This is a genomic window from Streptomyces sp. NPDC085481, from assembly GCF_044541845.1.
GTDB lineage: Bacteria > Actinomycetota > Actinomycetes > Streptomycetales > Streptomycetaceae > Streptomyces.
In genome coordinates, this window is sequence record NZ_JBITTJ010000001.1 from 1,189,282 (window position 1) to 1,203,345 (window position 14,064).

The following is a 14,064-nucleotide window of genomic DNA, read 5'->3' on the forward strand; positions in this document are numbered from 1 at the left end:
CGACCGGATACGGGCGGTTCGGGACCTAAGTCGGCCGAACAGGGGACTTTGGCGGACAAGACAGGCCCGCCGGGCCCCGTAGCGTGGACGGTGCGCGAGGCCTGCCGTGGGGGCCGGTCCTCGCGGGACGAGCGAGGCCCGTACGCCCACCCCACGCGTACGGGCCTCGTGCCCGCCCTCCTTCGTCCGGACCGCTCACCGCATCCGGCGTCCGCACTCGGGCCTTCCTCCACCGCCCCGGCTCACCGCATCCGGCGCCCGGACTCGGCCGTTCCTCCACGACCCCGGCTCACCGCATCCGGGTGGCCCACTCCTGCACCTTCTTGATCCGCTCGCGGATCTGCCCGGCCGTGGCCTCGGCGCTCGGCGGCCCGCCGCACACCCGGCGCAGCTCGGTATGGATCACGCCGTGCGGCTTACCGCTCTGGTGGACGTACGCACCGACCATCGTGTTGAGCTGCTTGCGCAGCTCGAGCAGCTCCTTGTGGGAAACGACGGGCCGCCGTTCCGCCGGAAGCTCCAGCAGATCGGCCTCGGTGTCGGGCTTCTTACGGCTGTGCGCGATCTGCCGGGCCTGCCGCTTCTGCAGCAGCAGCTGTACCTGGTCGGGCTCGAGGAGCCCGGGGATGCCGAGGTAGTCCTGCTCTTCCTCGCTGCCCGGGTGGGCCTGCATGCCGAACTCGGCGGCGTTGTAGAGCACCCGGTCGAAGACGGCGTCGGACTCCAGCGCCTCGAAGGGCAGCATGTCCTGCTCGCCGGTGTCCTCGTCCTGCTGCTTCTCCGCCTCCGCGAGCTCCTTCTCGGACTCGGCGTACGGGTCGTCCTCGCCCTCCTTCTTCGGCCGGTCGAGCACGTGATCGCGCTCGACCTCCATCTCACTGGCGAACCCGAGAAGAGAGGGAATGGTGGGAAGGAACACGGACGCGGTCTCGCCACGCCTTCGCGATCGCACGAAACGCCCGACGGCCTGCGCGAAGAACAACGGCGTCGAAATGGTGGTGGCGTACACCCCGACCGCGAGCCGCGGAACGTCGACGCCCTCCGACACCATCCTGACGGCGACCATCCAGCGGTCGTCGTTGTCGCTGTACTCGTCGATCCGGCTGGACGCCCCGGCGTCGTCGGACAGGACCACGGTCGCCTTGCTCCCCGTGATCTCGCGGATCAGCTTGGCGTACGACCGCGCCGAGTCCTGGTCGGACGCGATCACGAGCCCACCCGCGTCGGGAATGGACTTCCGGACCTCGGTCAGCCGCTGGTCGGCGGCGCGCAGCACGTTGGGCATCCAGTCACCGCGCGGGTCGAGCGCGGTGCGCCAGGCCTGGGAGACGGCGTCCTTGGTCATGGGCTCGCCGAGGCGCGCGGCGATCTCGTCCCCGGCCTTGGTGCGCCACCGCATGTTGCCGCTGTAGCTCAGGAAGATGACGGGCCGGACGACGCCATCCCCGAGGGCGTTTCCGTAGCCGTACGTATAGTCCGCCGAAGACCGCCGGATCCCGTCATTCCCTTCTTCGTAGGTGACGAAGGGAATGGGGTTGGTGTCGGACCTGAAGGGCGTACCGGTCAGGGCAAGCCGCCGAGTGGCGGGCTCGAACGCCTCCAGACAGGCCTCGCCCCAGGACTTGGAGTCTCCGGCGTGGTGGATCTCGTCGAGGATGACGAGGGTCTTGCGCTGCTCACAGCGGTTGCGGTGGAGCATGGGCCGCACGCCGACACCGGCGTAGGTGATCGCGACCCCGTCGTACTCCTTGCTGAGCGGCCCGGCGCTGTAGTCGGGATCGAGCTTGATCCCTATCCGCGCCGCGGCCGCCGCCCACTGCTTCTTGAGGTGCTCGGTGGGCGCGACGACGGTGACCTGCTGCACCACGTGGTGGTGCAGGAGCCAGGACGCGAGGGTCAGCGCGAAGGTGGTCTTGCCGGCGCCGGGCGTGGCGACCGCGAGGAAGTCACGAGGCTGCTCCTGGATGTACTTCTCCATCGCGCCCTGCTGCCAGGCTCGCAGCTTGTTGGCGGTGCCCCAGGGGGCGCGGCCGGGGAAGGCGGGAGAGAGGTGATGGGAGGAGGAGGCGGTAGTAGTCACGATCTCCGGTTCGACGCTCGTCCAGATATGACAACCGGGCCACCTTACCGGTGCGACCCTCGCACCCCCGCCCGAACGCCCCCGCGCCGCCCCACCATGAGACGGTCCTCACAACCCCCTCAGCCGCTCCGCGATGACCGAAATGTCCCCCAACTCGCCCCCGGCCACCCCGATGACCAGCTCATACGCCCGATCAAGATCGACGTCTCCGAGATCGACCCCGTTGACCGCGAGAAACACGACGGCGGCCAACCAGGCGGCACGCTTGTTCCCGTCCACGAAGGGATGGTTGGCGGCGATCCCGTGCAGCAGCACGGCCGCCTGCTCGTGGAGATCGCCGTACGCGCTCTCCCCGAACATCCGGGCCCGCGGCCGATGCACGGCGGACTCGAGAAGCCCGGGCGCCCTCAGCTCCGGAACACCGTCCCCGGTGAAGGCGATCCGAGCGATCTCGGCAACCTCCGTGACGGTGAGAAACCGACTGCCGCTCATTGCCCGAGCCTCCTCAGCAACGAGGCATGCCGCTGTGCGAGCCGCACGGCTTCACTCCGTACGGCCTCGGCCTCAAGGCCGACATACCGCTGTACGGCCTCACCGACGAGGTCCTCGACGGAAACACCACGGGCATCGGCAAGGTCGGCGATCTCCTCACCGACGAACAGGGAAACGGACCGATTCATGAGCCCGACCTTAGGCACCGCACGCCAACTCCGGCGAACGGTTTCGGACCCGACGACGCGAGGCGCGAGGGCCCCCGGCCCCGGTCCCAACACCCGCCCGCGGCCCCGGCCCGGGCCCCGGCCCCGCTCCGGACCCCACCCGGCCCCTGATCCCGCGCCCGGCCCCTGCCCCGGCCCCGGCCTCCACAGGGACCTACGCGCTTCGCGCCTCCAGCCGTGTGGCGACCCAGGCCCCGACCACCGCGACGGCGGCCATGGGCAGGAAGACCGCCGCGAAGGCCGCGGGATGCGAGCCCACGCCGGCCGCGTCCGTCGCCCCGGCCGCCGCACGGCCCACCGCACCCCCGCCGAGCGCGGCGAACGCCGCGCCCCCGGCGGCCAGCAGCAGCACGTTCGACAGCCCGTCCGAGATCTGCAGGGCCGCGGAGTTCGCCCCCGCCTCCTCCGGCGCCGAGAGCTTGAGCAGCAGCACGCTGGTGGAGGCGATGACCAGCCCCATGCCGAAGCACCCGAAGGCCCAGGCAACCGCCACCATCCACGCCGGCACGGCCTCGATCAGCACACTGGGCGCCGCCGCGATCGCCGCCGCGACGAGCACCATCCCGACCACCATCAGCCGCTCCCGGTACGGCTCCGTACGCGGCCGCGACTGCACGTACGAACCCAGCGCCCACGTCAGCCCCCCGACGGCCAGCGAGAGCCCGGCGAGCGTGGGGCTGAGCCCCCGCTGCGTGACCAGCATCAGCGGCACGAAGGACTCGGCGGCGATGAACGCCCCGGCGGAGATCCCACGCAGCAGCACCACGGACGGCAGTCCTCGCACGGCCCGGTACGTGCCGCGCGGCAACAGCCCCCGCACAGCGGGAACGAGCAGCGCCGCCCCGGCCACGGCCGGAAGCACCGAGAACCACCGCAGCTCCTGCCCGGCGTACTGGAGCAGCGCCGCACCGAGCGAGACGGCGAGGGCGAGCCGCAGCCGCCTGCGGTCGTACGGCGGAAGGGGCGCGCCGGGGTCCGCGGGCCCGGAGGCGGTACGGCGGATCGCGGGCAGCGCGAGCGCGAGCGGAAAGACGACGAGCGCAGGTATGCCCACGAAGACCCACCGCCACCCCAGGTGCTCGGTGATCGTCCCGGAGGCCAGCGGCCCGACCACGGACGGCACCACCCACGCCGCCGCGAAGGCGGCCATGATCGCGGGCCTGAGGTGTTCCGCGTAGGCCCGGCTGACGACGACGTACAGCGCGACGATCACGAGCCCGCCGCCGAGCCCCTGGACGGCCCGGCCGAGGATGAACAGCCACATGGTGCCGGCCGTCCCGGACAGCAGCAGCCCGGCGGCGAAGGCGCTGATACCGCTGGCGAGCGGGGCGAGCGGCCCGTTCCGGTCGGACCACTGCCCGGACAGGACCATGCCGAAGAGGCTGGTGGTGAAGTACGCGGAGAAGGCGAAGGCGTAGAGGGAGACCCCGTTCAGCTCACGGGCGGCGACGGGCATGGCGGTTCCGACGGCCGTGGCCTCGAAGGCGACGAGCAGGACGACGGACACCACGCCGATGCTCAGCGCCCGGTGCTCACGATCGAGCACGGAGCCGCCGCCGGTGGTGGCGGCCGCGGCGGCGGAGGGCGGTGCGACATCGGAGTCGCGCGATTCGAGGGCGCTCATGCGAACAGAGTAAGGGCCGTTTTCATGATTGACCCCTGTCGCGAGAAGGGTCCGTTCTGGTCCCTTGGTCGTACGCCTCCCGCCCCACCGTGAACGGCGTATGGCAGTCGTGTTGCACGCCCCCGGCAGCCCTTGAGCCGCCCCCGGCCCCCGCCTAACGTCGTACCCGTCGCCACCACGACCGTGTGCCCGAGTGGTTGAGGGGCTCGCCTGCAAAGCGAGTTACGTGGGTTCGATTCCCGCCACGGTCTCCAAGAGGAACCGCACGAAGAAGGGGCGCCCCGATCACGGGGGCGCCCCTTCTCCCGCTCCCGGCCCCGTCAGTAGGCCGGAACGTCACCGGCCCGCGGGCAGCCCATGGCGAGCGCGAGCCGGTGCGACAGGTCCTGGAGGACCCGGAGGTTGGCTTCCCGCGGATCCAGGTCCCGTGGCCGGTTCCCGTACAGGAGCTGCCCGTGGACGACCGGCTTGCCGACCCCTGGGACCTCGCAGGCGAACCACAGGTCCGCCTGCGCGTCGTCGCCTTCCGCGAGCAGGCCGACCGGGAGGGTCGTCAGAGCGACGGCCGGGGGCTGAGGGGCGGGTACGCGCTCCACCTCCTCGAAGATCACGGTCATCTTCGAGGGGCTCTCGTCGGGGTCGGCGACATCCGGCTTGATCACGCAGGTCGCCGGCTTGTCACCTCCCCGTCGATCGGCATCGTGCAGGCGCGCCTTGAGCGTGTCCGCGGAGTCGTAGTACCGATCCTCGAACTTCTCGGTCTCCGAGATCTGTTCCAGCGCCCGAGCCGCCTTGGGTGAGAGCCCCCCGCACACCTGGGTCGCGGGAATCGTCTCCTTGGCCACGTCAGCACCGTCGCCGGAGTCGCCCCCGCACGCCGTGAGCGCCAGCGCGAGGACCAGCACCAGCGCCCCAGCCGCCGCCCCGCGAGCGCGGCGCTCCGCTCCGTACCGCCTCACCGTCATGTGTACCGCCTCGCCGTCACGACTTCGGATCGGGCGTGACCCGAGTGATGGCGTCGCTGCCGTCGTTGTACTTGGTCTCTACCGTGCTGTGAATCTCCCGGGCCCATTCCGTCCCCTCCAGGTGATTCGCGCGGATGTAGGCGTCCAGCGGCGAGACCGCACGGGCCGTGCCCAGGCTGGAGAACTCCTCCAGCTTCATGTGCTCCTTGGCGGAGAAGTCCGGGCCGTTCTTCTCCAGCTCCCGGTTGATGTCGATGCCGAACTGCGTCATGCCGGCCCCGGCCACCGCCCCAGCCACCTGCGGTACGGCGAAGGCGGCTACCGCGGCACCACCGGCCGCGGCACCGGCGAAGGGCAAGGCCACCGCGCCGACGCCCACCGCCACGGCCGCCCCGACCCCGAACTTCTTCCACTCCGCCGCCTCGGCGAGCTTCCGCTCGGCCTCCTTGGTGGCCTCGCCGAACTGAGCGTGAATCTCGTTGGCACGCGCCTGGTCGAACATGCCCTGCATCTTGGAGCCCGTCTCCAGGATCTGGGCTACCTCGCCGTCCGGCTTGGGATGGGCGCGCAGGCCGCTCGCGGTGTACTCCTGCTGAGCCATCGAGAGAATCTTGTATCCGTCCTCGTCTCCGCCGGCCACGGCGAGGAACGAGGCCGCAGTCGAATCCCGGAGGTCGATGTGCCCGGGGCCCTCATGGCCGAAGGCCGAGTCGCGGAGGCCCTGTCCCGTGTAGGCGTTGCCGAAGTTGGACGAGGCCCAGTCGAGGTCGTCGATGTAGCCGGCACCGATCTTGCCGAAGCTGTCGCCAAGACCCTTGTGGTCCTCGAGATACTTGGGCTCGGAGCCGACGTACTTCATGACCTGCTCGGTGACGTTCGCCGTCGTGTCGTCGCGGCGCAGTCCGAGCTCGGGCTGGTCGTACGGAACACCGAGCGTCGCCGCCTCCAGGGCGTGCCCCAGCTCGTCGAAGTCCTCACTGCCCTTGTTGTTGATCATGTCGGGCCATTTCCGGTCCGTCATCAGGTACTTGAGGTCCGGGTCCATGGCTTCGAGCCTCTTGTCCTTGGCGTCCCAGTCGCTGGAAGCGAAGAACTCCTTCGCCGCATCCGGGTTGTGCCCCAGCGCCTCCATGTACCCCGCCACCGGATCGAGCCCGTGATCCGTACCGGCCCCGAAGTTCAGGTAGGTCTCGTACCCGTCCGGCTGCCAGAGCCGCTTCGGGTCCGTCCCCTTGTGGGACTTCTCGAAGTCGATCAGGCTCTTGCCGTAGTCCTTGAGGAAGTCCTTCTCGTACTCGCCGTTGCGCATGAGGCTGCTCATGACCTGGTAGCCGTACGGCCCCTTGTCGATGGTGGCGCGCTCCATGTCGATCATCTCCACCCGGTCGTCGCCGAGCGCGATCATGTCCTTCTTCCAGCCCGCCATCGCGGGGCTGGTCGAGTGCGAGGCGGTGGCGAGGGTGTAGCCCAGGCTCTTCTGGATCTTCGCCGACTCCTTGGTCATGTCGTCGCCGAACTGCCGGCGGTCGGCGATGCGCGTCCAGAACTCCAGGGTCTTCTTCGGTCCGAGCCCGGTGGCGAACCGCTCCGCGAAGTAGGGGTCGCCCTCGTGCCGGGCGAGCAGCGTGTTGATCCGCTTGATCTCGTCGAGCGTGTACGGCCGCTTCGTACCGGCCAGGTCCATGAGCGCGTCGCGGTCCTTGTCGGCCTGCTCCTTGCCTGCCTGGGCGCCCTTGATGCTGTTGTACGTGTTCGAGTCGAAGCCCTGGCCGCGCCCGTTGTAGTCCTGGCTCAGCGCCCAGTACAGCGCGTCGTCGGCCTCCTGGGCCGCGGTGACCTGGTTGCGGATGCTGGTGCGGTAGGCCTGGATCGTCTCCTGGTAGCCCTTGTTGAGGGAGGCCAGGTGTTCGTTCGGGGTGTCCTCCGGCGGGTCGAACCACACTTCCCCGTCCGGCTTGATCGAGAGGTACTTGTCCTTCTCGATGTCGCTCCTGATGGTCTTCAGCTTCGACTGGGCCTGCGAGAAGACGTGGTACGCGTCGCTCAGCAGCCGGTGCACGTCGTCGGCCTCGTCCCCCGCGGCCGTGATCTGCTTGCCGACGAGCGCGACCTTGTCGAGCGCCGCCTCGGCGGTCTCGCCCTTCCAGTCGGATTCGGCCAGGCCGTTGGCGACGGTGTTGTCGTACAGGCGCCCGGCCTTGCGGAACTCCTCCGGCGCCTTCGCCCACTTCCCGACGGCCTCGGAGAGCGGGGCGAGGTCGGCGTCGAGGAGCGTCTTGTAGTCGAGCATGCTGCGGGTTCTCCCCGATCACTCAAGCGAGGTTGCGGTCGCTGCCGGTGTTGCCGGCGCCCTTGCCGTGCCGTGCCTTCTCCGTACGCTCGCGCGCGTCGAACTCGGCGGCCGACTCGCGCAGGGCTCCGGCGACACCGTTGGCCAACAGCCCGTCGACGTACTTCATCTGCGCGCTCCAGCGCGTGGTGAAGGTCTTGAAGGCGGGCGCGGACCGGAAGCCCTTCAGTCCGGCCGCGACGTCGCCGGTCTCCTTCGCCGCCGCGTCGTCGGCCTTGGCGAAGTCGGTCCGTACGGTGTCGGCCTTGCCGGCCCGTCCGCGCAGCTCACCCGAGTCGACGTGCAGCTTCTTGCCGGAGCCGGCCCCGGACCCGCCGCCACCGCCGCCGTCGGCCGGGAGCTGGTTGAGGCGCATGGCAGATTCCTGGTGGAGGACCGCCGTCGCCCGCGCACTCGCCCACTCTTCGTCGAACGACATGTTCCCCCCGTGCGATTGCGGCCTCATCGGCTTCACAGCAGCAAGCGTGTCAAGCATCGGAATGCATCAAGACTAGTTCAGCGCAGGGCAGTTGAGCCCGAGATGGCGGGCAAATGCCCACCCACCCGCAATCTTCACGAGCCACTCACACATCATTTCCGTTCGCAACGGAAGAACGTCGAGAGATGCACCCATCCCCCACCATCCTCGCCGGAAACGGACGACCGGCCCACCGTCCGGACGGCCGGGCACGGTTGAGTAGGCTCTCCCTGCTCAGGGGGACGACAGGGGGATTCGCAAGTGGAACGGCCGTACCGCCTCATCACACGTCTGGACCCGCCACGGGACCAGCAGACCTCCCCTCTCCCCTGCCACCGCTTCGTGGCCCGCGCCGAGTCGGGCGACCGCACGGTGCTCCTGACGACCCCGCTGAAGGGCACCGACCCGGCCGTGTTCCGCGCGGAGGCGGAGGCGGCGCAACGGCTGGCGGCGCCGTGGACGTTCCCGGTGACGGAGATCGGCGGGGCGCCCGGGGCCGCGGACGTCTGGTTCACCACCCCGTACGTCCCCGCCCTCCCCCTTCCCGTCGCCCTGGCCGTCCACGGCGGCCCGTTGCCCGAGGGAACGGTCCGCGTCATCGGCGCGGCCCTCGCGGAAACCCTGGCCGCCCTGCACGCCCAGGGCGTCACGCACGCGGGAGTGACCCCGGCGGCCGTCCTCCTCACCGCAGACGGCCCCCGCCTGACCTGCTTCGGCGCGGCCCGCACGACGGACCAGGTGGACCGGGGGGCCCTGGCCCCGGAGGCGGCGGCGAGCGGCCTGCCGAGACCGCGGGCCGAGGCGTACGCGACCGGAGGCGCGCCCCAGGGCGACACGTACGTGCTGGGACGGGGAACCACCCCGCCGGGCGACACATACGTGCTGGGACGGGGAACCACCCCGCCGGGCGACACATACGTGCTGGGACGGGGAACCACCCCGCCGGGCGACACGTACGTGCTGGGAGGCGCAACCCCCACGCCCGCCCCCACTCCCAGCCCCAGCCCCAGCCCCAGCCCCAGCGACGTCTACGGCCTGGGCGCAGTCCTCGCGTACGCCGCGACCGGTCACACCGTCCCCGAGCGCTCCGAGCTCCCGCCCGCCCTGCGCCCCACGATCACCGCCTGCCTCACCCGCGACCCGGCGAACCGCCCGGCCGCCGCCGAACTGCTGCCCTCCCTCGCACCGCCCACCCCGCACGAGACGGTGCTCGGCTCGGCCGCCTCGCTGCTGACGCCCGGCTGGCTGCCGGCCCGCGTGGTGGCGGCGCTGGCCCGCCAGTCGGCGGCGCTCCTCTCCGCCAACCTGCCGGAAACCCCCGGGAACTGACCGATGCTCTCCCCCCTGACCCACGACGACCCGTCGGCCATCGCCGCGTACCAGCTGCTCGCCCGCCTGGGCTCCGGCGGCATGGGCACGGTCTATCTGGCGCGCACGCCGGGCGGCCGCACCGTCGCGCTGAAGACGCTCCACGCCCGGCTGGCCGCGGACCAGGCCTTCCGTACCCGGTTCCGGCTGGAGACGGACGCGGCGCGCATCATCGGCGACCGCCACGGCGCGGCCGTCTTCGACGCGGACCCGCTCGCGGACACCCCGTGGCTGGCCACCGAGTACGTCCTGGGCCCGCCCCTGGACGACGCGGTCGCCCTGGCGGGCCCGCTCCCCGAACCGACCGTCCGCGCGCTGGGCGCGGCACTCGCCGGGGGGCTACAGCAGCTGCACTCCTCGGACGTGGTCCACCGCGACCTGAAGCCCTCCAACATCCTGGTCACCGCGCACGGCCCGAAGCTCATCGACTTCGGCATCGCCCGCGCGGCCGGCGACGACCGCCTGACGACCACGGGCGCGGCGGCCGGCACCCCGGCCTACATGTCCCCGGAGCAGGCCTCGGGCCAGGAACACACCCCGGCGGGCGACGTGTTCGCCCTCGCGGGCGTCCTGCTGTTCGCGGCCACGGGCCACGGCCCCTTCGGCTCCGGCGCCCCGGCGGACCTCCTCTACCGCGTCCGTTACGCCGACCCGGACCTGTCCGCACTCCCCCCGTCCCTCCACCCCCTCCTGACCGCCTGCTTCTCGAAAAACCCCGCGGCACGCCCGACGACGGCGACCCTGATCGCCCACCTCCACGACGGCCACGGCGACTTCGCCGACCACCTCCCGGCCCCCCTCCTCACCGCCATCGCCCGCCGTGCCACCGACGTCTGGCACCCCCACCCGCCCCGCCTGCCGGCACCGGCGGAGGATCCGTACGCGGAGACGGCGGTCGCGGACCTGCCCCGCCGTACCGGCGTGTCGCGTCGCGGGTTCCTGGCCCTGGGCGGCGGCGTGGTGCTCGCCGCGGCGGGGGTGGGGGCCGGCGTATGGGCGTGGCAGGGCAAGGAGCCCGAGCCCGGGGCCAAGCCGCCGACGGGTCCCGTGCTGGGCAAGGCCCCGAACGCGCTGTGGAGCCAGGAGATGTCGACCCCGGAGAAGGACGAGCGCGCCTTCCCGATGGCCGTCGGCGACCAGGTCGCCCTGGTCGCGGGCGGGGGCGTGGTGTTCAGCGACGTCACGTCCGGCAAGGTCGCCGGGGTCTGCTCGGTCGAGACCACACCGTGGACCGTCGTCGCGGACGACACCACGGTCTACGTCGTCCCGCGGAAGCCGGACGCGGACCGTCTCGACCTGACGGTGCACACGGTCGACACCAAGCGGTTCGAGCTGCGGAAGCCCGGCATCACCGTCAAGGGCCTCAACGCCAACATGCGCGCGACGCAGCTGCTGTGCGTGGCCGACGGCATCGCGTACGTCACGGGCGGGAGCGGCGTCCAGGACGCGCTGACCTCGCACCATCTCGTGGCCGTCGACACCCGTACGGGCAAGGAGGTGTGGCGCACGGCGATGAGCAACCCCGACAAGAACGACACGCGGCTGGTCGCGGCCTCGGCGGTGCGGGGCGACCGGCTCATCACCTTCGAGAGCGACAACGACTACGACAACACGACCCGGATCATCGCCCGGGACACCAGGACCGGCGTCACGCGCTGGCAGAAGGACATCGACATGCCGCCGAAGACGGCGGCCCTGAACCAGCCCTGCCTGGACGACACGTACCTGTACACGGGCGGCTCCGACTTCTCGGCGTTCCGGCTCAGCGACGGCACCAGCGCGTGGCGGGAACGCGTCTCGAAGAACGACCTCTTCTCCTGCCCCGTTCTCGGCAACGGGACGGTCTACGCGGTGGTGGAGAACGGCGCGTACGCCGTCGACACGGCCTCGGGGACGAAGCTCTGGCAGGAGAAGCCGCCGGCCGACAACCCGGCGCTGGACCACTCGGACCAGGCACTCGCCGTGAGCAGCCGGTACCTCTACTACCGGAGCCAACTCGGCCTCGCGGCAGTCGATCTGAAGAGCCACGCCCGCGCCTGGGTGTACCAGACGGACGCGGACCACCTGCTGGCGCGGCCGCAGCCGAAGGGGGAGGGCCGGATCTTCGCGGTCGGCACCAGGTTCCTCATCGGGCTCCCCCTCAAGTGACCGCGACCGCGGCCCGCCCCACCTGACCGGCCGCACCCGGCCCACGCCCCGCAGGCCCCGACCCGCGCCCCCGACCCGCCACCCGCCACCCGCAACCCCGGACCCGCAACCCGCCACCCGCAGCCCCGGACCCCCGACCCGCCACCCGCCACCCGCGACCCCGGACCCGCAACCCGCCACCCGCAACCCCGGACCCCCGACCCGCCACCCGCGACCACGACAGGACGTGACACCCCATGGACCCCCTCGGCTTCGGTGACCCGCTGCGCCTCGGGCCGTACCGTCTGCTCGGCGTCCTGGGCGAGGGCGGCATGGGCAAGGTCTACCTCGCCGTCGGAACGGACGGCCGGCCCGCCGCCGTCAAGGTGCTGCGCCCCGAGCTCGCCCACGACCAGAACCTCGCCCAGCGCTTCGTACGCGAGGCGCACACCGCCCAGGCGGTCACGAGCCGCGGGGTGGCGCGGGTCCTCGGCGCGGAGTTGGAGGGCGGGCGGCCCTGGATCGCCACGGAGTTCCTGGCCGGCCCCACCCTGGAGCAGGCCGTCACGCAGCACGGCCCGCTCGACGAGCAGGTGGTACGGGCGCTGGCGGCGGCGCTCGGCGAGACGCTGCGGGACATCCACGCGGCGGGACTCGTGCACCGCGACGTCAAGCCGGCGAACATCGTGCTCACCTCGGACGGGCCCCGGGTCATCGACTTCGGCATCGCCCGCCCCGAGCACGGCCTCACCCTCACCACGACCGGCCAGATCCCGGTCACCCCCGGCTACGGCGCCCCCGAGCAGGTGCTCGGCCGGCGGGTCACCGGATCCGCGGACGTCTTCTCGCTGGGCGCGGTGCTCGTGTACGCGGCGACGGGCCGGCGCGCCTACGACGGCCCGCACGTGGCGGCCGTCCAGTACGCGGTGGTGCACGAGCAGCCGGACCTCACGGCCCTGCCGCCCGCCCTCCACCTCCTGGTCGCCCCCTGCCTCCACCGCGAGCCGGAGCTGCGCCCCACGCCGGAGCAGGTCGCCCAGGCCTTCGCGCCGGACCGGAAGGCCCGCGACGTCTGGCGCCGGGGGGCGCTGCACCAGGAGGTGAAGCGGCGGGAGGCGGAGATCCGGCGGCACACCTCGGCCGCCACCGCGACCGTCATGGCGGCCGCCGCCCCGAGCCGGCGCCGCTTCCTCACTGCCTGGGGAGCGGGCGGCGCCCTCCTCGTGGCCGGCGGCGGGGGCACCGCGTGGTGGCTCCGGAGCCGCCAGGAGGACGCGCTGCCGCCGGCCGGCGACGCACCGGAGGCCCGCCTCCTCGACCAGGCGAACGCGGGCATCCGCCCGACCCCCCTGTGGGGTCCGGTCGACGCCGCCGCGACGGGCCCGCTGCCGCCACCCGTCGTCCTGCGGGACGTGGTGATCTTCCCGGCCCGGGACCGCGGCCTCACCGCGCTGAAGGTCGTCGACGGCACGACGAAGTGGACCCTGCCGGGCCTCTCCAAGACGGCCCGCCACCTCCGCCTCAACACGGACGAGTTCGTGGCCGCCGACGAATCGGGCCGGATGGTCGTCCACAACGCGTCCACGAGCGAGGAGATGTGGTCACTGCCGGAGGCCGAGGTCGCCTTCCTGCTGGCGGCGGAGCCCGCGGCGGTCTACGTCCTCACCACCAAGGGGAAGCTGCGGTGCATCGACATCGCGAAACGCAGGATCCGCTGGACGGTCGCGTCCACCGAGCGCGTCACCGACACGAGGGGCCCGCTCGCCGCCGTGGGCCAGGACCACTTCGTGCTCTCCGGCTCCGACGGCCACGTCACGGTCCTGGACACGGCGACCGGCCGCGGCGCCTGGGAGATCCGCGGCCAGTCGTCGGGCACCCTCCAGCCGGCCGTCGACAACGACACCGTCTACCTAGGCGGCAAGACCCTCACCGGCATCACCCTCTCCACCGGCAAGCAGCTCTGGTCCGAGAAGCCCACGTACACCTGGGGCCCACCCGGCCTGGACGCCGACTCCGTCACCGCGACGGACGGCAGCGCGGTCCGCCGCTTCGCCAAGGACGGCAGCCAGGACAGCTTCTGGTACGTCAACCTGAACAGCCGCTTCCCCGCCGCCCAGCCCCCCGTCATCCAGGGCGACTGCATCTGGGTCGCCGAAGCCGACAACGGCGACTCCGGCGTCTCAGGCCTCTCCAGGCCCGACCGCAAACGCCTCTGGACCTACGAACGCGACAACACGGGCCCCTGGGCGATGACCGGCGCGGGCAACCGCGTGTTCCTGATCAGCAAGGGCAAGATCACGGCCATGCCGACGTTCTGAGCGCGGGCGGCATGCGGATTCGGCTCACCCCGCCGCCGGCAGCCCACCGTCCGTCC

9 protein-coding genes and 1 tRNA gene are annotated in these 14,064 nt (G+C 71.9%); 4 read left to right on the forward strand and 6 right to left on the reverse strand.

Annotation, left to right across the window (positions count from 1 at the left end):
- Positions 1-289 precede the first annotated feature (289 nt).
- The 3 genes from ACIGEZ_RS05475 to ACIGEZ_RS05485 all read right to left on the reverse strand — a co-directional run bounded on the left by ACIGEZ_RS05475 (position 290) and on the right by ACIGEZ_RS05485 (position 4,423).
- Complete coding sequence (locus tag ACIGEZ_RS05475) at positions 290-2,080, reverse strand: DEAD/DEAH box helicase (protein ID WP_399825965.1); 1,791 nt, start codon at positions 2,078-2,080, stop codon at positions 290-292.
- Positions 2,081-2,188: 108 nt separating this feature from the next.
- On the reverse strand, positions 2,189-2,572 hold the full coding sequence (locus ACIGEZ_RS05480) for a type II toxin-antitoxin system death-on-curing family toxin (protein ID WP_399825968.1): 384 nt from the start codon (positions 2,570-2,572) through the stop codon (positions 2,189-2,191).
- 381 nt (positions 2,573-2,953) lie between these two features.
- On the reverse strand, positions 2,954-4,423 hold the full coding sequence (locus tag ACIGEZ_RS05485) for an MFS transporter (RefSeq protein ID WP_399825971.1): 1,470 nt from the start codon (positions 4,421-4,423) through the stop codon (positions 2,954-2,956).
- 179 nt (positions 4,424-4,602) lie between these two features.
- Between ACIGEZ_RS05485 and ACIGEZ_RS05490 the strand changes: the two genes are divergently transcribed.
- A tRNA-Cys gene (locus ACIGEZ_RS05490) sits at positions 4,603-4,677 on the forward strand.
- 66 nt (positions 4,678-4,743) lie between these two features.
- On the opposite strand, the gene ACIGEZ_RS05495 is transcribed toward ACIGEZ_RS05490, so the two are convergent.
- From ACIGEZ_RS05495 to ACIGEZ_RS05505, 3 genes are read right to left on the reverse strand one after another with little or no spacing between them, the layout of a single operon-like run.
- On the reverse strand, positions 4,744-5,388 hold the full coding sequence (locus tag ACIGEZ_RS05495; RefSeq protein WP_399825973.1) for a hypothetical protein: 645 nt from the start codon (positions 5,386-5,388) through the stop codon (positions 4,744-4,746).
- Positions 5,389-5,404: 16 nt separating this feature from the next.
- Positions 5,405-7,678, reverse strand: coding sequence for a DUF6571 family protein (locus ACIGEZ_RS05500; RefSeq protein WP_399825976.1), 2,274 nt, complete (start codon positions 7,676-7,678; stop codon positions 5,405-5,407).
- A 22-nt stretch (positions 7,679-7,700) separates the two neighbouring features.
- Positions 7,701-8,156 carry a hypothetical protein gene (locus ACIGEZ_RS05505; protein ID WP_399825979.1) on the reverse strand — a complete coding sequence of 152 codons (456 nt, stop codon included), beginning with the start codon at positions 8,154-8,156 and terminating at the stop codon, positions 7,701-7,703.
- 300 nt (positions 8,157-8,456) lie between these two features.
- Between ACIGEZ_RS05505 and ACIGEZ_RS05510 the strand changes: the two genes are divergently transcribed.
- The 3 genes from ACIGEZ_RS05510 (at position 8,457) to ACIGEZ_RS05520 (ending at position 14,008) form a co-directional block, all read left to right on the forward strand.
- Positions 8,457-9,524, forward strand: a complete 1,068-nt coding sequence (locus tag ACIGEZ_RS05510) for a serine/threonine protein kinase (protein WP_399825982.1) — start codon at positions 8,457-8,459, stop codon at positions 9,522-9,524.
- Positions 9,525-9,527: 3 nt separating this feature from the next.
- On the forward strand, positions 9,528-11,711 hold the full coding sequence (locus tag ACIGEZ_RS05515) for a protein kinase (RefSeq protein WP_399825985.1): 2,184 nt from the start codon (positions 9,528-9,530) through the stop codon (positions 11,709-11,711).
- Positions 11,712-11,947: 236 nt separating this feature from the next.
- Positions 11,948-14,008 (forward strand): protein kinase, encoded by a 2,061-nt coding sequence (locus ACIGEZ_RS05520; RefSeq protein WP_399825987.1) that lies wholly within the window; start codon positions 11,948-11,950, stop codon positions 14,006-14,008.
- Positions 14,009-14,064: the final 56 nt, after the last annotated feature.

Bases quoted from the DNA above. Each gene is read 5' to 3' on its own strand.
- ACIGEZ_RS05480 (WP_399825968.1), bottom strand. From the start codon at position 2,572: ATGAGCGGCAGTCGGTTTCTCACCGTCACGGAGGTTGCCGAGATCGCT.
- ACIGEZ_RS05485 (WP_399825971.1), bottom strand. From the start codon at position 4,423: ATGAGCGCCCTCGAATCGCGCGACTCCGATGTCGCACCGCCCTCCGCC.
- ACIGEZ_RS05495 (WP_399825973.1), bottom strand. From the start codon at position 5,388: ATGACGGTGAGGCGGTACGGAGCGGAGCGCCGCGCTCGCGGGGCGGCG.
- ACIGEZ_RS05500 (WP_399825976.1), bottom strand. From the start codon at position 7,678: ATGCTCGACTACAAGACGCTCCTCGACGCCGACCTCGCCCCGCTCTCC.
- ACIGEZ_RS05505 (WP_399825979.1), bottom strand. From the start codon at position 8,156: ATGTCGTTCGACGAAGAGTGGGCGAGTGCGCGGGCGACGGCGGTCCTC.
- ACIGEZ_RS05515 (WP_399825985.1), top strand. From the start codon at position 9,528: ATGCTCTCCCCCCTGACCCACGACGACCCGTCGGCCATCGCCGCGTAC.
- ACIGEZ_RS05520 (WP_399825987.1), top strand. From the start codon at position 11,948: ATGGACCCCCTCGGCTTCGGTGACCCGCTGCGCCTCGGGCCGTACCGT.